Here is a 16,872-nt window from a genome sequence, read left to right on the forward strand (position 1 = left end):
TTTATTAGCGTTTTTAGTGTTATTTTTTTACTGGTCAAATAAAATTAATTTTAATAAGTATGGTATTTTTAGGTATATCTTCAGGATTAACCCGACCTCAAACTATAAAAGGAATATCAAATACTTCTTATTTAAAGCAAGTTTTAAATAATGCTGAAAACTTATACTTCATTATAAATACATCTTTTTTTATATTAGGTGGTTATTTATATTCTCTCGGATCCATTCAATAAGTTCTGTTGTATATATTGATGCTTTATATCATTTATATAATAATAATTTTATTACTAAGGAGAAGACAACATGAAAATCAACACTAATTTTAACAACAACATTATACCTTATGACTATGCTGCAGGTGCACAACATACTCAACTAATACATAATAACCCAATTAAATCTTTTCCATTTACTGTAGAAGATTTACCATTCGGTACAAAATATCTTGCTTGGACATTAATAGATTATGACGCTATTCCAGTATGTGGCTTCCCATGGATTCATTGGGCAGTTGCTAACGTGAGAGTAAATAGCGATACAATAGATATTGTTGAAGACCTTTCTAGAATTAAAGGTGACTTTGTACAAGGTAAGAACAGCTTTGCAACAGGTTTATTAGCTGAAGACTTTTCAGATATTGAAAATCATTATGTAGGGCCTACGCCTACAGATAAAGATCATTACTATGAACTTGTAGTTTATGCTTTAAGTGAAAAGCTTAATTTAAAAAATACTTTCTATTTAAATGAATTATTACATCAAGTTGATTCTAAATTATTAGATAAAGCAAAAATTAATTTAGTAGGTAGAAAAGTTTAAGGGATAGGGCATCTTCCTCATAAACAATAATAAAACTCCATTTTGGTAAAAAAAAGACGAGAATACGTATGAACAATTAAGTCATCGTATCTCGTCTTTTTATAAATATTACTATGAATCGTATTGATCTGAACCTTTGCTTGGTTTCATAACCGCACCTAAAATAGCGATAAAAATTGTGAATACAACAGCCATAATGATTGGATTAATTACATTAAGCGCTGGACCACTGTTAAGGCTATTCAATACGAAGTTAACCATTTCAAGCAATAATACTGCCCAAATAAATGTCATGAGGTATTTCATTGCCTATAACCTCCGCTTATAAAATCGATAACTCTATTTTAAGTGAAATATTTAAGTTTGTATAGTAGTAATCAAGGATTAAGTCCTATAATTTTAACCTTTTTAGGATTAAGGATATCATACAATTATTATGAGCAAATTGTTGTTATTAATCACTTAAGCTATTTAAAGGTTTTGAGGTCATAGATAAGCCTAAAACGCTACTTTTGAAAAGAGGTATAAAAATGAATCTACTTGAGTTTGAAAACAAAAATGTGTTAAATTAATACCTGGTATTAAAAATTTATTTAAGAAGGTGTACGACCATGAACGTGGGTATTAAAGGTTTCGGTGCTTATGCTCCGGAAAACATTGTAGACAATGCCTATTTTGAACAATTTTTAGAAACTTCAGATGAATGGATTTCTAAAATGACTGGTATTAAAGAAAGACACTGGGCAGATGAAGATCAAGACACATCTGACTTAGCGTACAATGCGAGTGTTAAAGCAATTGAAGATGCTGGTATTCAACCAGAAGATATAGACATGATTATTGTAGCAACTGCAACAGGTGATATGCCGTTTCCAAGCGTAGCTAATATACTACAAGAACGTTTAGGAACTGGCAAAGTAGCAACTATGGATCAACTTGCTGCTTGTTCTGGATTTATGTATTCAATGATTACTGCTAAACAATATATTCAATCTGGTGATTATAAAAATATATTAGTTGTAGGTGCTGACAAACTATCCAAAATAACGGATTTAACTGACCGTTCAACTGCTGTCTTATTTGGTGATGGTGCTGGTGCAGTAGTGATGGGTGAAGTTTCTGAAGGCCGTGGAATCATCAGTTATGAAATGGGTTCTGATGGTAGCGGTGGAAAATATTTATATTTAGACAAAGAAACTGGTAAATTAAAAATGAATGGCAGAGAAGTATTTAAATTTGCTGTAAGAATCATGGGTGATGCATCAACACGTGTAGTAGATAAAGCAGGTTTAACGTCAGATGACATTGATTTATTTATCCCTCATCAAGCAAATATTCGCATTATGGAATCTGCGAGAGAGAGATTGGGTATAGAAAAAGAGAAAATGAGTGTTTCGGTGAATAAATATGGTAATACTTCAGCTGCTTCTATACCTTTAAGTATCAATCAAGAGTTACAAAACGGAAAAATTAAAGATGACGATACTTTAGTCTTAGTTGGCTTCGGCGGAGGCTTAACATGGGGCGCAATCGTTATCAAATGGGGAAAATAGGAGGATAACGTATGAGTAAAAATAATAGAGTTGTTATAACGGGTATCGGAGCCTTATCTCCAATCGGTAACGATGCTAAAACAACATGGGCAAACGCATTAAAAGGAGTAAATGGTATCGATAAAATTACACGTTTAGATACCGAAAAATATAATGTTCATCTTGCAGGTGAGCTAAAGGACTTTAATATTGAAGATCATATTGATAAAAAAGAAGCACGTCGTATGGATCGTTTCACACAATATGCCGTTGTTGCTGCGAGAGAAGCGGTACAAGATGCGAAGTTAGATATCAATGATCAAACAGCTAATAGAATTGGTGTTTGGATTGGTTCTGGTATTGGTGGCATGGAAACATTTGAAACTGCGCATACTACACTCGTTGAAAGAGGACCACGTCGAGTAAGCCCGTTCTTTGTACCAATGTTAATTCCTGACATGGCTACTGGACAAGTTTCAATAGACTTAGGTGCTAAAGGTCCGAATGGTGCTACGGTTACAGCTTGTGCAACTGGTACGAATTCAATTGGTGAAGCATTTAAAATCATCCAACGTGGTGACGCTGATGCGATGATTACAGGTGGTACTGAAGCTCCAATTACTCACATGGCAATTGCTGGGTTTAGCGCAAGTCGAGCTTTATCTACAAATGATGATAAAGAAACAGCTTGTCGCCCATTCCAAGAAGGCCGTGATGGTTTTGTCATGGGTGAAGGTGCAGGTATCGTGGTTATAGAATCATTAGATTCTGCTAAAGCGCGTGGAGCTGAAATTTATGCTGAAATCGTTGGTTATGGTTCTACTGGAGATGCATATCATATCACAGCACCAGCTCCAGAAGGTGAAGGCGGTTCAAGAGCTATGCAAGCTGCCTTAGACGATGCAGGTATTGAAGCAAAAGACGTTCAATACTTAAACGCGCATGGTACGAGTACGCCTGTAGGCGATTTATATGAAGTTAAAGCTATCCAAAATACATTTGGAGAAGCTGCAAAATCTCTAAAAGTAAGTTCAACAAAATCAATGACCGGTCACTTATTAGGTGCAACAGGTGGTATTGAAGCCATCTTCTCAGCACTATCAATTAGAGACTCTAAAGTCGCACCTACCATTCACGCGGTCACACCAGATGAAGAATGCGATTTAGATTTCGTTCCTAATAAAGCTGAAGACTTAGATATTACTTACGCTATGAGTAATAGTTTAGGCTTCGGTGGACATAACGCTGTATTAGTATTTAAGAAATTTCAAGACTAATTGAACATAAATAAAAATCTTCAAGTGAGTTTATAGATGGCTCACTTGAAGATTTTTTATATGGAAAAAGAAATAACAATTTTAATTACCAAGGACATATATTTTATAATTTAATAGGTTTCTCTTTATACTACAGTCTTATAATAAATCTTTCTACGAGTTTTGAATCTTTACATCTCACAAAATTATCAATCCTACAGGTTTCCTAAATATTAATGGAAACTAAGGAGAAATAAGGAGACTTATATTTAAACTATTCATATAAATTCAATGATTTTAATTTTAAAATTAGTGAAGATACTTAGTAAATAAATTAACAGAATATTCTAAAAATACACTTGTAATATAATTTATTAATAGTAAACTGTAAAAAGCAACTAAGAATCAACAGGAGGGAATTGGATGAAAAAATGCTTTAAGTATTTAAGTTTATTTTTAGTGATTATACTAGTGCTTAGTGGCTGTGGTAAAGGTAAACAAGAAGATGCATCTAGTGATGAGAGTAAGACAGCTTCGTCCGAGCATAAAGGCGGAGTCTTGAAAGTTGGAATGCCAGCCGCGCCAACTGGAGTTTATTCTTCTGTACTAAGTTCTGATCACACAGATTTTACAGTTGAAAGTTATTTCAATGAAGCTTTAATGAAAATTGATAAAAAAATTAAACCAAAACCATATATCGCATCATGGAAAGATATAGATCCTGGTAAAAAGATTGAGTTTAAGATTAAAAAAGGAATCAAATGGCATGATGGTAATGAATTTACTATAGATGATTGGATTTATACTTTAGATGTATTAGCTAATAAAGATTATGATGGTCAATACTATCCTTCTGTGGAAAATATTAAAGGAGCAAAAGAAGTACATGAAGGAAAAGCAGATCATATTAGTGGTTTAAAAAAATTAGACAACTATACTATGGAAGTTACATTTGATAAGAAAAAACTTAACTATCTTACAGGATTTGTTGGCGGACCGTTACTAAGTAAAAAATATCTTAGTGATATACCAGTAAAAGATTTGTCTAAATCTGACAAAATACGTAAGCATCCTATTGGAATTGGTCCTTACAAAGTTAAAAAAATAGTGGCTGGAGAAGCTATTCAGTTAGAAAGATTTGATGATTATTGGCAAGGAAAACCAGCTCTAGATAAGATTGAATTAAAAGTAGTAGATCAACCGCAAATGATTAAAGCTTTAGAAAAAGGAGATATTGATTTAGTTGATGACGCCACTGGACCCATGGCTAAAGAAGCTAAAAAATCTAAAAACAATTTAAAAGTTTTATCTACTCCAAGTCTAGATTATGCAATTATTGGCTTTGTTTCTCATGATTATGATAAAGCTAAAAACAAAACTGGAAAAGTTAGACCAAAATACGAGAATAAAGAGCTAAGACAGGCTTTATTATATGCGATAGACAGAGAAAAGTGGGTTAAAGCATTCTTTAATGGTTATGGTTCAGTAATTAACTCATTTGTTCCAAGTACGGAATGGATTGCAGCTGATCCTAAAGATTTAAAAGATTACAAATATGATCCTGAAAAATCTAAAAAAATCTTAGATAAGTTAGGTTATAAAGATAGAGATGGGGATGGTTTCAGAGAAGATCCAAATGGAAAACCTTTTGTAATTAACCTCAAACATTACGCTGGAACAAATCCTACTTTTGAACCTAGAACAGCAGCTATTAAAGATTTTTGGGAAAAAGTTGGTTTAAAAACTAAAGTAAAATTAGTTGAATTTGGTAAATATAATGATGACTTAGCCGATGCCTCTAAAAATATGGAAGTTTATTTCAGAAGTTGGGCGGGTGGAACTGATCCAGATCCTTCAGACTTATATCATACTGATAGACCTCAAAATGAAATGAGAACCGTTCTACCAAAATCAGATAAGCTTTTAGATGATGCTTTAGATTTCGATAAAGTTGGCACAGATGAAAAGAAACGTAAAGAACTTTATGTTAAATGGCAACAATATATGAATGAGGAACTACCAGCTCTGCCTATGCTACAGATGAAATCAATCGCTATAACTAATAATAAAGTACGCAATTATGATATTCAATTAGGTACTGAAGCACAATTCTATAAAGTGACAAAAGATAATTAATTTAAGTAAACCTCGACCAAATGTCGGGGTTTATTTTTAAGGGGGGATAAGAATGGAGCATCTTTTAGAAGTTAAGGAACTTGAAACATCACTTCTAATTAATAAGCAATGGTTTCCAACTATCGATAAAGTAAGCTTTAAATTAGATAAAGGAGAAGTTTTGGGTATCGTTGGTGAATCTGGATGTGGGAAATCTATACTAAATAAATCAATTATCAAATTATTACCTGAAAAGATTTCAAAAATTACTAATGGTGAAGTTCTTTTTGAAGGAAAAAGAATAGATAAATATAGCGAGAAGGAATTCTTAAATATTAGAGGTAACGATATTGGAATGATATTTCAAGAACCAATGACAGCATTAAACCCAGTTTTTAAAATAAAGAATCAAATAATTGAGAGTATATTAGTGCATCAGAAGAAATCTAAAAAAGAAGCCTATAAAGAAGCTAAGGAATTACTTTTGAAAGTTGGAATTTCTAGACAGGATGAGGTGCTTAATAGTTATCCTCATCAACTTTCAGGTGGTATGAGACAAAGGGTTATGATAGCTATGGCCATTTGTTGTTCACCTAAATTATTAATTGCAGATGAACCAACTACTGCATTAGATGTAACTATACAAGCTCAAATATTAGATTTATTAAAAAATATACAAAATGATACTCAAATGTCTATTATTTTAATTACTCACGATTTAAGTGTAGTTTCGGAATTTTGCGATAAAGTAATGGTAATGTACGCAGGTCAAATTGTAGAATATGGAGATTTAAAATCTATACTAAACAAGCCTAAACATCCTTATACAAAAAAATTATTAAAAACAATTCCTACTTTAGAAGATGAACGGGATAGATTAGAAACTATTGAAGGAATCGTACCATCTATCACTGATTTTCAGTTAGATAAGTGCAGATTTGCTAATAGATGTGATGAAAAGATTGAAGTATGTGACTCTCAATGTCCGAAAATTACTCATGTTGATAGTTCTCTAGTTCGTTGCCATTTATATCAAAATCAAAGTGAGGAAGAACATCATGAATAACATATTAGATGTGCAAAATGTAAAAAAATACTATGAATTAAAAACTGGTTTATTTCAAAAAAATCAATATGTTAAAGCTGTAGATGACATTTCATTTTCTATCAAAGAAGGACAAACATTTGGCTTAGTGGGAGAGTCAGGATGTGGGAAATCAACTATTGGTAAGACAATTGTGAGGTTAGAAAATGTTACGAGTGGAGACATTAAGTTATGTGGGGAAAATATTACTCATTTGAAAGGAAAGAATTTAAGAGAAGCTCGTCAAAATTTTCAAATGATATTTCAAGATCCCTATGCATCATTAAATCCTATGCAAATGGTTGGAAACATTATTGCTGAACCACTACTTAATTATAAAAAAGTCTCTAAAGCAGAAGTAAAGAAAGAAGTTGTGCATTTATTAAAATGTGTAGGTCTTAGTGAAGAAGCATACTTTAAGTATGCTCATGAATTTTCAGGAGGACAGCGACAACGTATTGGAATAGCAAGAGCTATTGCTCTAAGACCGAAGCTAATAGTTGCCGACGAACCGGTAAGTGCATTAGATGTGTCGGTTCAATCTCAAGTATTAAATATTTTAAAAGATTTACAAGATGAATTTAAATTAAGTTATCTTTTTATTGCACATGATTTAAGTGTAGTTAAACACATTAGTGACATCATAGGTGTCATGTATTTAGGTAATATGGTTGAAATAGCTTCTCATGAAGAAATTTATACAAAACCTTTACATCCTTATACACAAGCACTCATTTCTTCTATACCTCAATTTAATCAAGAAAAAAAGAACAGAGTAATCTTGAAGGGAGAGTTACCTTCACCAAGTAATCCACCAAGTGGATGTCCTTTCCAAACTAGATGCCCTTTGGTTCAAGATAAATGTAGGAGAGAGAAACCTAAACTGAAAGAAATAATTAAAGATCATCAAGTAGCTTGTTTTTATCCAAACCATGTAGGGAGTGTAGCTAATGTTTAAGTTAATAATAAAAAGACTAGGTCTAATGATTCCATTGCTCATTATAATTTCGATGGTAGTTTTTGCATTAGCAATTATACAACCGGGTGATCCTTTTTCAGGACAACATGGTACGAATATTAAACAAGAAGCATTAGATGCTCAACGAGAAAAATTAGGTCTTAATGACTCAATACCACAACAATATATTAGATGGGCAAATAATATTATTCATGGAGATTTTGGTGAATCAATCAAGTATAAAAGACCAGTAATGGATCTCATTAAAGAGAGACTACCCAATACCATTCTTTTAGGTAGTGTATCTCTCATTATTACCTATATTATTTCTTTTACTTTAGGAATAGTATCTGGAAGATATGCATATACGATTAGTGATTACTCAATACAAGTATTTAACTACATAATGCTAGCTATTCCTTCTTTTATAGCAGGTGTATTTGCAATATTTTTCTTTGCCTTTCAATTAAATTTATTTCCTTTCCAAGGTTCTGTTGATATTAATGTTCAAGAAGGTACGTTCTCATACTATATAAACAAGCTTTATCATACGATTTTACCAGCGGTTACATTGGGATTGTTATCTACTGCAGGTTATATACAATATTTACGTAATGATATTATTGAAAATTCGCAAAAAGATTATGTATTAACTGCTCGATCTAAAGGACTTTCTACAAATCGAATTTATATGAAGCATATTTTGAGAAATTCTTTAATTCCAATAATTACTTTTCTAGGGGCTGACATAGTTAGTATATTGGGTGGAGCTGTAATTACAGAAACTATTTTCTCTTATAACGGTATTGGAAAATTGTTTTTAGAGTCAGTAACAGGACAAGATTACCCAGTTATGATGGCAATGACATTATTTTTCTCATTTTTAGGTTTGCTAGGAAACTTAATTTCAGATATTACGTATGGCTTTGTTGATCCACGAATACGAAGTAATTAATGAGAGGATGATTATCTTGAAGAAAAAACCAAATTCACCTTTTAAAATTTCTATGAAGAAATTTTATCATAACAAACTTGCGATGATTTCTTTATCATTTTTAATAATTGTTGCAATCATATCTATTATTGCTCCTTTAATAGCTCCTTTACCAATTAATAAACAAGATTTATTAAATATAAAAGGTGATATGTCTATTGAAAATTTGCTTGGTACTGATGCTGGTGGCAGAGATAACTTCAGTAGATTGTTATATGCGGGTAGGATTTCTCTTACTATAGGGTTTACGTCTACGGTAGGAATGCTTTTAATTGGAATATCAATTGGCGTTATTTCTGGGTATTTTGGTGGAGTATTAGATACTGTTCTAATGAGAATTACAGAGTTTGTTATGTTATTTCCATTTCTAATTTTTGCAATAGTACTCAATGCAGCATTAGGAGATAAAATAAAAAATCCCTATGGTTCAGCAATTATTTTAGTATTTGTAATCATAATACTGAGTTGGGGTGGTATTGCTAGACTTGTTAGGGGAAAAGTTTTGCAAGAAAAAGAGAATGAATACTTTTTAGCTGCACAATCAATTGGAACACCTACCTATAAAATTATACTAAAGCATTTATTACCTAATATTTTAAGTGTCGTAATTGTACAAGCAACATTAACTTTTGCAGGTATGATAGTTGTAGAATCAGGGCTTAGCTTTCTAGGATTTGGTATAAGTAAGTCTATTCCTTCTTGGGGAAATATGTTGAGTGATGCACAAGAGGGAGATGTATTAAGTGGTAAACCATGGATATGGATGCCTCCTGCTTTAATGATAACTTTGACTATTTTGAGTATCAATTTTGTCGGAGAGGGACTCAAAGATGCATTTAATCCTAAAGGAAGAAAATAAAAGTTTATAAAAAAAGTTACTGGAACTTTCCTTTCCAGTAACTTTTTTATTTTATATTATCTTTTACGTCCTAATCCCATAGCTTTTTCCATTTTTTTCAATGTTTTAAATGAAGCTTTATGAGCTTTGTCTCGCCCTTTATCCAAGATGTCATCTAAATCATCAGAATTGTAAAAGTTCTCATATTTCTCTTGGAAATTAATCAAGAAGTCTTTAACGATCTCTGCTAAGTCACCTTTAAATTTGCCATAACCTTCACCTTCGTATCTAACTTCAATATCTTTAATAGGTTCATCAGTTAGACCTGAATATATAGATAAAAGATTTGAAACACCTGGTTTATTTTCACGATCGAATTTAATAATGCCATCAGAATCCGTTACGGCACTTTTAATTTTTTTTGCTGCAACATTTGGCTCATCGAGTAGTGAAATAAAGTTTTTCTGATTATCATCACTTTTACTCATTTTCTTAGTTGGGTCTTGTAAACTCATCACACGTCCTCCAACTTTAGGCATGCGAATTTCTGGTTTTACTAAGACATCATTATAACGACTATTAAAACGATCTACTAAATTACGGGTAAGTTCCATATGTTGCTTTTGATCATCGCCAACTGGAACAATGTTAGTGTTATAAATTACTATATCTGCAGCCATAAGAGGTGGATATGTTAATAATCCTGCTGGTACACCATCAACCCGTTTTTGTGCTTTATCTTTAAATTGTGTCATACGTTCAAGTTCACCAATAGAAGCAATTGTTGTAAGCATCCAACCAGCTTGTACGTGTGCAGGGACTTCAGATTGAATAAATAAAGTAGATTTATCTGAGTCAATTCCTGTAGCTAAATATATTGCTGCTAATTGACGAATTTGTTTACGTAATTTCAAACGATCTTGTGGTACCGTTATGGCATGTTGGTCAACAATACAGAAAAAACAATCATAGTCATCTTGTACATCTACAAATTGTTTTAACGCACCTATGTAGTTGCCGATAGTAGGAATACCACTCGGTTGAATTCCTGAAAATAAAGTTTCCATATTAGATGCCTACTTTCTAATTAATATTGTTTAGATAACATTATAACAGTATTTCGTTAAAATGTAAGTTGTGTTAAAATATTAATATAACTGGGTATATACTAAAAGCGAATTAAAAAATTTGATGAATTTCAAGATTTCTCAGAAAAATTAGGATTTTCTCATTTAATTTTAATCTTAGATAGTTATACTATTAAGTGTAAGATTAAGAAAGCTTAAAAATTCAATTTCTTAAATCGATAATAATATTAAAATAATGAATTTAATTCATTCTATAGGAGAGTGAGATGTATGGTAACATTATTTACTTCACCAAGTTGCACATCTTGCCGTAAAGCGAAAGCATGGTTACAAGAACATGACATTCCATATACGGAGCGTAACATTTTTTCTGAACATTTAACAATTGATGAAATTAAACAAATTTTAAAAATGACTGAAGACGGAACAGATGAAATTATTTCAACTCGTTCTAAAACATATCAAAAATTGAATGTAGATATTGATTCTTTACCTTTACAAGATTTATATTCTATTATTCAAGATAACCCAGGATTATTACGTCGTCCTATTATCTTAGACGACAAACGCTTGCAAGTTGGATATAACGAAGATGAAATTAGACGTTTCTTACCAAGAAAAGTTCGTACGTTCCAATTACAAGAAGCACAACGTTTAGTTGATTAATAACTAACATAACTATGTGATATTATCACTTTACTTAAAGATTAAGAACAACACTATTCATTGTTAATAGTGTTGTTTTTTGCATGTTATAGTACCTTCTAAAGTAGTAGTTTTTTGTTAAATAAATAGGGAATATGTTAATATAGATTACCGATTAAAATTAGTTAAATTTAATCAAACAAATAGATTGTAATTTACGTTCCGTTCTAATACAATATGGTTACTATTCATCGACTGTAAGGAGTGAGATGATATGAGAATAGAACGCGTTGATGACACAACAGTTAAATTGTTTATAACATATAGCGACATTGAAGCACGAGGATTTAATCGTGAAGACTTATGGACTAACCGTAAACGCGGTGAAGAATTCTTCTGGTCAATGATGGATGAAATTAACGAAGAAGAAGATTTCGTGGTAGAAGGTCCATTATGGATTCAAGTACATGCTTTTGAAAAAGGCGTGGAAGTGACCATCTCTAAATCTAAAAATGAAGACGCAATGAACATGTCAGATGAAAATACAAATGATCAATTTGATGATCAAGTGAATGAATTATTAGCACAAACCTTAGATGGTGAAGATAATTTAGAAGAATTATTTGAGCAACGTCAACAACAGAAAAAAGCTGAACAACAGGCAAATAATCAACGAACTCATAAACGTGCTAACGTAAGAACTGTAATTGTTAAATTTGATGATTTAGAACATGTTATTAATTATGCATATCATAATAACCAAAATACTACTGAATATGAAGATTTATTATATATGATTGATAATCACTACTATTATTCAGTTCATTTTGATGACTCTGTAAGCCAAGAAACTATTAATGATAGCTATAGTCAATTATTAGAGTTTGCTTATCCAACAGATAAAACGGAAGTATACTTAAATGACTATGCCAAAATTATCATGAGTCATAATGTTACTTCTCAAGTTCGTAGATATTTTACAGACTCAGAAGAATAACACGATTTATCTCACAAGGTACCAAATTAAGGTGCCTTGTTTTTTTTATAAATTTTTAAAGTAAAAATTTTGTTCTCCTCGTTGTTATATATGAGGTGATGAAATGTTAATAGCAATGAATAGAATGAATGAGCGAGTTTTAGCGAAAAATGCGAAGAGAAATCAAATATATCGGTGTCCTTATTGTCTAGGGGAAGTTATATTACGACATGGAGTTAAAGTTATACCTCATTTTGCACATAAAGTTAAAAGTACTAGACTTTGTTATAAAGCTGAAACGTATAATCATTACCAATTAAAAATGCTATTAGCACAAAAATTTGAAGCAATAAATTATGATGTTGATATTGAACCCTTTTTTAAATGTATCAAGCAATATCCTGATTTAGTGATTAACCAAAGACACGCCATCGAAATTCAGTGTTCCACAATTAGTACGACTGAAATAATTGAAAGAACCCTTGGTTTAAAAAGTATAGGCTTAAAGGTTTATTGGATAATCAATGATGTGAAAAAAAGAGGGGATTTTATTGAACTTACACAATTTCAAACTACTTTTATTAATCCTATTCATCGTACCCTAATAACCTGGGACTTCACAAAATCAAGACTCATAGTTTACACGCACCTTCAAAATATCGCTGGAAAAAAATTTATTTGCAAAAAACATACCATACAAATTAAACAACTTTTCAATACATATCAATCAGAACAAGCACAAATCTATAAATTATCTAAAAGAACAATCAATAATTATATTCTACAGTGTAGAAGGAAAAATTCGGTTCTTGAACCAACTCTAAGTGCAATATATCAGCTACAAATGAATGATAATGAAGTATGTATAAATACAGGTTTTATATTTCCAAATCAAATATATATTGAAACACACCCAGTTGAATGGCAACTCAATTATCTATTATTAAGACGTAAATATGACAGACATCAAAGTTGTGACTTATTAATGTCTATCATTAAATTCAGATATTTCGCATACCATAAGTATCATAAGTTGACTATATTAAAAGATTTGTTAAATGACTTCGAGAAAATGTATTATAACAGATGTTTAAGCGTGCAAAACCAATCCTAAAATGAGAAAATTATATTATTGATATAATCAAGGAGGTTTACTTTATGAGTCAACAATTAACAAGAGAAGAGCAGGAACGTAAATATCCTGAGTATACATGGGACTTAACGACGATTTTCGAAAACGACGAGGCTTTTGAGGAGGCGTTCAAGGAAGTAGAGAATGAGTTAGGTAAGGAAGAACAATTCAAAGGACATTTAGGTGATAGTGCTGAAACTTTATATAATGCCTTAGCACTTGAAGATGAATTAGGAACTAAACTTGAAAAAGTCTATGTCTATGCTCATTTGAAGCAAGACCAAGATACTGCTAATGATAAATATACTGGTCTAGAAGCGCGTGCACATCAATTATTAATTAAATACAGTTCTGCATGGAGCTTTTTAGTGCCTGAAATTTTACAGTTAGATCAATCTACTATTGAACAATTTGTTTCCTCATTTGATAAATTAAAACAATATGAGTTCGACTTAAAATTAATTAACGAGAAACGTCCACACATTTTAGATGCAGACACAGAGAAACTATTAACAGAAGCACAAGATGCTTTATCTACACCTTCAAATGTTTATGGAATGTTTAGTAACGCAGACTTAGAATTTGAGGACGCCATTGATAAAGATGGGGAAGCACATCCGTTAACGCAAGGTACTTTTATAAAATATTTAGAGTCTGATGATCGTAAATTAAGAGAATCAGCATTTAGAAATGTATATAAAGCTTACGGTTCACATAACAATACACTAGGTGCAACGCTAGCAGGAGAAGTGAAGAAAAATGTATTTAATGCTCGAACTCATCATTATAATTCAGCTCGTGAGCGTGCTTTAAGTAACAATCATATCCCAGAGGCTGTATATGATAATTTAGTCAAAACAGTGCATAAGTATCTTCCATTACTTCACAGATACACTAAATTAAGAAAAGAGTTATTAGGTATTGAAGATTTAAAAATGTATGATCTCTACACACCTCTAGTTAAAGATGTGAAATTTGATATGCCATACGAAGAAGCTAAATCGTGGATGTTAAAAGCACTAGAACCAATGGGCGAAGAATATTTAAACGTTGTTAAAGAAGGTTTAGACAATCGATGGGTTGACGTCTATGAAAATAAAGGTAAACGCTCTGGAGGTTATTCTTCAGGAGCGCATCTTACAAATCCTTTCATTTTATTAAATTGGTCAGATACTGTTTCTGATTTATACACTTTAGTACATGAATTTGGTCATTCAGCTCATAGTTATTTCAGTCGTCAAAATCAACCTTCAAACTTAAGTGATTATACGATATTCGTTGCAGAAGTCGCATCTACATGTAACGAAGCGCTTTTAAGTGACTATATGGATAAACATTTAGACGACCAGCGTCGATTGTTATTGTTAAATCAAGAATTAGAACGCTTTAGAGCTACTTTATTCCGTCAAACTATGTTTGCTGAATTTGAACATAAAATTCACCAAATCGAAGAGGCGGGCGAACCATTAACACCTAACCGAATGAATGAAGAGTATGCGAAGCTTAATAAGCAATACTTCGGAGATGCTGTTGAAACAGATGAAGATATTAGTAAAGAATGGTCACGTATACCACACTTCTATATGAATTATTATGTATATCAATACGCTACAGGTTATAGTGCAGCACAAAGTTTAAGTCATCAAATTTTATCAGAAGGTAAACCAGCTGTAGAAAGATATATTAATGAATTCTTGAAAAAAGGTAGCTCAAACTATCCAATAGAAATTCTAAAAAATGCAGGCGTAGATATGACTACACCTAAACCTATTGAAGAAGCGTGTGAAGTATTTGAACAAAAATTAGATGCATTTGAAAAACTTATGAAAGCTTAGTACGAGTGTATTCGCTTTCAATTTGAACAGATTGTGACAATTTATGTATATAATTAAACAAAGGTTGAAAAGGGGTATGCACCGTGTTATATTATGAACATGAAATTAATCACATAACAAACATACCCCTTTGTTTGAAGTGAAAAATTTCTCCCATCCCCTTTGTTTAGCGTCGTGTAATCAGACACGGCGTTTTTTTATATTTAATTTTAAAATACTATTTTCTGATGTGTAAATTATGCAGTTCCTATACATAAAAGAGTATAAGATGATTTTCAATATAAATACTAAAAGACGGCTAGTTTTATTTTACTAGCCGTCTTTTTACATTAAGTTATTAAGGCATTTTTGATTTCCAAAAATCGCCTTCTGGATATTGTAATTTCTCAACTTTTTGTTGTAAGGAAAGTTTTTTTAATTCTTTATTAAGTAACTTTTCTGGCCACTCGTAAATGGTTAAAAGTTCTTCCATCGTTACTAATTGTTTCTTTTGAATGTACACTTCTAATTTAGGTGGAAGATTCTTCTCAATAGGTTTTCCCATTAATTCGTTTATGATGTAAGTATAGATATGATATGGGTATAGACCTTCAACTTTTAAACCTTCTTCTTGGACGTCTTCACTAAAGAAAACAAGAGAGGGCGCTTGCTCAATGTCCATTTCTCTAGCAATATGGAGATCTACCTTTAGGCTATCAGTAAGCTTGCTCTTCTGTAAATCTTCCTTAAATACTTGATAATCAATACCTGCATTATTAATACAATCGCAAATCATATCTTCGGTAATGATATCGCGTTTAGGTATGATTTCATTTTGCATTAAATGAATAAATCTTTCAGCCCTCAAACGTCCTTGTAATTCAGCTGCTTTATATGCCAGAGCAATGTTATCGAAATCCGATGTACTTTGAGCCTGACACTTAGTTAAAACTTTCAAGGAAGGGTTTAAAATGTGTCTTACTCGGATATATTGATTATATTCAATTCTTAATTTTGATAATATAGCTGATAGCTTAAAACATTCTTTGCTAAAAGGATCAAAAAAAGAATAAATTTCTATTTTACTTACAGGTGATAGATTAGCATCTTCACGACTCTTGTTATCCAATATTCTTAATTCTTCAGCCATGTATTTTCACCTACAATTATTTTTCGGAATTTACCATGTGGTTTGCAGTTAAGCGTAATCTTTCAAATAAATACTCACCAACACCTGCAGGGAAATTTGCATATTGAATCGCAGTATACATATTTTCTAACCATGCATCTCGCTCATATTCAGTAATTGTAAATTCCATATGTCTTCTTTTTAACATGGGGTGTCCATGTTCTTGAGTATATAAGTCAGGGCCACCAAGAAATTGAGTTAAAAACTGTTTCTGCTTTCGGCTTGTTTCATTAAAGTCCCCTGGAAATAAATAATTAATACGATTATCTCTTTCGACTAGATAATAGAAATAGTCAATCATTTGATACAGAGCGTCTTGACCTACTAACTCATAAGGTGTTTTAGACATAATATCACCGTGTTCCATTAATATATATCTAATATAACATGAATTTTTACATTTGAAAGTAATTTGCCTTTTCGGAACATATT

At 31.7% G+C, this 16,872-nt stretch carries 16 protein-coding genes; 12 read left to right on the top strand and 4 right to left on the bottom strand.

Annotated features, from left to right (window positions below; genetic code table 11):
* The first annotated feature begins 303 nt into the window (after window positions 1-303).
* Window positions 304-819, top strand: a complete 516-nt coding sequence (locus HMPREF2642_RS07355; protein ID WP_030065066.1) for a YbhB/YbcL family Raf kinase inhibitor-like protein — start codon at window positions 304-306, stop codon at window positions 817-819.
* A 111-nt stretch (window positions 820-930) separates the two neighbouring features.
* Here HMPREF2642_RS07355 and HMPREF2642_RS07360 read toward each other — a convergent pair whose 3' ends face one another.
* On the bottom strand, window positions 931-1,125 hold the full coding sequence (locus HMPREF2642_RS07360; protein WP_002433216.1) for a YjzD family protein: 195 nt from the start codon (window positions 1,123-1,125) through the stop codon (window positions 931-933).
* Window positions 1,126-1,430: 305 nt separating this feature from the next.
* On the opposite strand from HMPREF2642_RS07360, the gene HMPREF2642_RS07365 reads away from it, so the two are divergent.
* From HMPREF2642_RS07365 to opp4C, 7 genes are all read left to right on the top strand, one after another.
* Window positions 1,431-2,372, top strand: coding sequence for a beta-ketoacyl-ACP synthase III (locus HMPREF2642_RS07365; protein WP_002433345.1), 942 nt, complete (start codon window positions 1,431-1,433; stop codon window positions 2,370-2,372).
* Window positions 2,373-2,383: 11 nt separating this feature from the next.
* Window positions 2,384-3,628: a beta-ketoacyl-ACP synthase II gene (gene fabF, locus HMPREF2642_RS07370; protein ID WP_023350591.1), complete on the top strand. Its 1,245-nt coding sequence runs from the start codon at window positions 2,384-2,386 to the stop codon at window positions 3,626-3,628.
* A gap of 402 nt (window positions 3,629-4,030) precedes the next feature.
* The gene (opp4A, locus tag HMPREF2642_RS07375) at window positions 4,031-5,743 is read left to right on the top strand and encodes an oligopeptide ABC transporter substrate-binding protein (protein ID WP_064212236.1); all 1,713 of its coding nucleotides are present in this window, start codon (window positions 4,031-4,033) and stop codon (window positions 5,741-5,743) included.
* A gap of 52 nt (window positions 5,744-5,795) precedes the next feature.
* Complete coding sequence (locus HMPREF2642_RS07380; RefSeq protein ID WP_030065070.1) at window positions 5,796-6,788, top strand: ABC transporter ATP-binding protein; 993 nt, start codon at window positions 5,796-5,798, stop codon at window positions 6,786-6,788.
* On the top strand, window positions 6,781-7,764 hold the full coding sequence (locus HMPREF2642_RS07385) for an ABC transporter ATP-binding protein (RefSeq protein WP_023350588.1): 984 nt from the start codon (window positions 6,781-6,783) through the stop codon (window positions 7,762-7,764). The genes HMPREF2642_RS07380 and HMPREF2642_RS07385 overlap by 8 nt, the downstream gene beginning before the upstream one ends.
* Window positions 7,757-8,719 carry an oligopeptide ABC transporter permease gene (gene opp4B / locus HMPREF2642_RS07390; protein ID WP_023350587.1) on the top strand — a complete coding sequence of 321 codons (963 nt, stop codon included), beginning with the start codon at window positions 7,757-7,759 and terminating at the stop codon, window positions 8,717-8,719. The genes HMPREF2642_RS07385 and opp4B overlap by 8 nt, the downstream gene beginning before the upstream one ends.
* Before the next feature lie 7 nt (window positions 8,720-8,726).
* Complete coding sequence (opp4C, locus tag HMPREF2642_RS07395) at window positions 8,727-9,617, top strand: oligopeptide ABC transporter permease (protein WP_023350586.1); 891 nt, start codon at window positions 8,727-8,729, stop codon at window positions 9,615-9,617.
* Between the two features lie 56 nt (window positions 9,618-9,673).
* On the opposite strand, the gene trpS is transcribed toward opp4C, so the two are convergent.
* Entirely contained in the window at window positions 9,674-10,663 is a 990-nt protein-coding gene (trpS, locus tag HMPREF2642_RS07400) for a tryptophan--tRNA ligase (protein WP_002433373.1), read from the bottom strand.
* A gap of 291 nt (window positions 10,664-10,954) precedes the next feature.
* Between trpS and spxA the strand changes: the two genes are divergently transcribed.
* The 4 genes from spxA (at window position 10,955) to pepF (ending at window position 15,272) form a co-directional block, all read left to right on the top strand.
* Window positions 10,955-11,350 carry a transcriptional regulator SpxA gene (gene spxA, locus HMPREF2642_RS07405; RefSeq protein ID WP_001829294.1) on the top strand — a complete coding sequence of 132 codons (396 nt, stop codon included), beginning with the start codon at window positions 10,955-10,957 and terminating at the stop codon, window positions 11,348-11,350.
* Between the two features lie 253 nt (window positions 11,351-11,603).
* Window positions 11,604-12,326 (top strand): adaptor protein MecA, encoded by a 723-nt coding sequence (gene mecA, locus HMPREF2642_RS07410; protein ID WP_030065097.1) that lies wholly within the window; start codon window positions 11,604-11,606, stop codon window positions 12,324-12,326.
* A 103-nt stretch (window positions 12,327-12,429) separates the two neighbouring features.
* Window positions 12,430-13,419: a competence protein CoiA gene (locus HMPREF2642_RS07415; RefSeq protein WP_070597758.1), complete on the top strand. Its 990-nt coding sequence runs from the start codon at window positions 12,430-12,432 to the stop codon at window positions 13,417-13,419.
* A gap of 44 nt (window positions 13,420-13,463) precedes the next feature.
* Complete coding sequence (pepF, locus tag HMPREF2642_RS07420) at window positions 13,464-15,272, top strand: oligoendopeptidase F (protein WP_023350584.1); 1,809 nt, start codon at window positions 13,464-13,466, stop codon at window positions 15,270-15,272.
* Window positions 15,273-15,609: 337 nt separating this feature from the next.
* Here the strand turns inward: pepF and yjbH are convergent, their stop codons facing one another.
* Window positions 15,610-16,401 (bottom strand): protease adaptor protein YjbH, encoded by a 792-nt coding sequence (gene yjbH / locus HMPREF2642_RS07425; RefSeq protein ID WP_002433191.1) that lies wholly within the window; start codon window positions 16,399-16,401, stop codon window positions 15,610-15,612.
* A 16-nt stretch (window positions 16,402-16,417) separates the two neighbouring features.
* Entirely contained in the window at window positions 16,418-16,789 is a 372-nt protein-coding gene (locus HMPREF2642_RS07430; protein WP_030065104.1) for a truncated hemoglobin YjbI, read from the bottom strand.
* Window positions 16,790-16,872: the final 83 nt, after the last annotated feature.

It is taken from the genome of Staphylococcus sp. HMSC055A09 (assembly GCF_001809655.1).
GTDB classification, from domain to species: Bacteria; Bacillota; Bacilli; order Staphylococcales; family Staphylococcaceae; genus Staphylococcus; species Staphylococcus capitis.

Coding starts and splice junctions, on each gene's coding strand:
- mecA (WP_030065097.1), top strand. CDS start 11,604: ATGAGAATAGAACGCGTTGATGACACAACAGTTAAATTGTTTATAACA.
- opp4B (WP_023350587.1), top strand. CDS start 7,757: ATGTTTAAGTTAATAATAAAAAGACTAGGTCTAATGATTCCATTGCTC.
- HMPREF2642_RS07385 (WP_023350588.1), top strand. CDS start 6,781: ATGAATAACATATTAGATGTGCAAAATGTAAAAAAATACTATGAATTA.
- HMPREF2642_RS07415 (WP_070597758.1), top strand. CDS start 12,430: ATGTTAATAGCAATGAATAGAATGAATGAGCGAGTTTTAGCGAAAAAT.
- HMPREF2642_RS07365 (WP_002433345.1), top strand. CDS start 1,431: ATGAACGTGGGTATTAAAGGTTTCGGTGCTTATGCTCCGGAAAACATT.
- pepF (WP_023350584.1), top strand. CDS start 13,464: ATGAGTCAACAATTAACAAGAGAAGAGCAGGAACGTAAATATCCTGAG.
- HMPREF2642_RS07360 (WP_002433216.1), bottom strand. CDS start 1,125: ATGAAATACCTCATGACATTTATTTGGGCAGTATTATTGCTTGAAATG.
- spxA (WP_001829294.1), top strand. CDS start 10,955: ATGGTAACATTATTTACTTCACCAAGTTGCACATCTTGCCGTAAAGCG.
- fabF (WP_023350591.1), top strand. CDS start 2,384: ATGAGTAAAAATAATAGAGTTGTTATAACGGGTATCGGAGCCTTATCT.
- yjbH (WP_002433191.1), bottom strand. CDS start 16,401: ATGGCTGAAGAATTAAGAATATTGGATAACAAGAGTCGTGAAGATGCT.
- opp4A (WP_064212236.1), top strand. CDS start 4,031: ATGAAAAAATGCTTTAAGTATTTAAGTTTATTTTTAGTGATTATACTA.
- HMPREF2642_RS07380 (WP_030065070.1), top strand. CDS start 5,796: ATGGAGCATCTTTTAGAAGTTAAGGAACTTGAAACATCACTTCTAATT.
- HMPREF2642_RS07355 (WP_030065066.1), top strand. CDS start 304: ATGAAAATCAACACTAATTTTAACAACAACATTATACCTTATGACTAT.
- HMPREF2642_RS07430 (WP_030065104.1), bottom strand. CDS start 16,789: ATGTCTAAAACACCTTATGAGTTAGTAGGTCAAGACGCTCTGTATCAA.
- trpS (WP_002433373.1), bottom strand. CDS start 10,663: ATGGAAACTTTATTTTCAGGAATTCAACCGAGTGGTATTCCTACTATC.
- opp4C (WP_023350586.1), top strand. CDS start 8,727: ATGATTATCTTGAAGAAAAAACCAAATTCACCTTTTAAAATTTCTATG.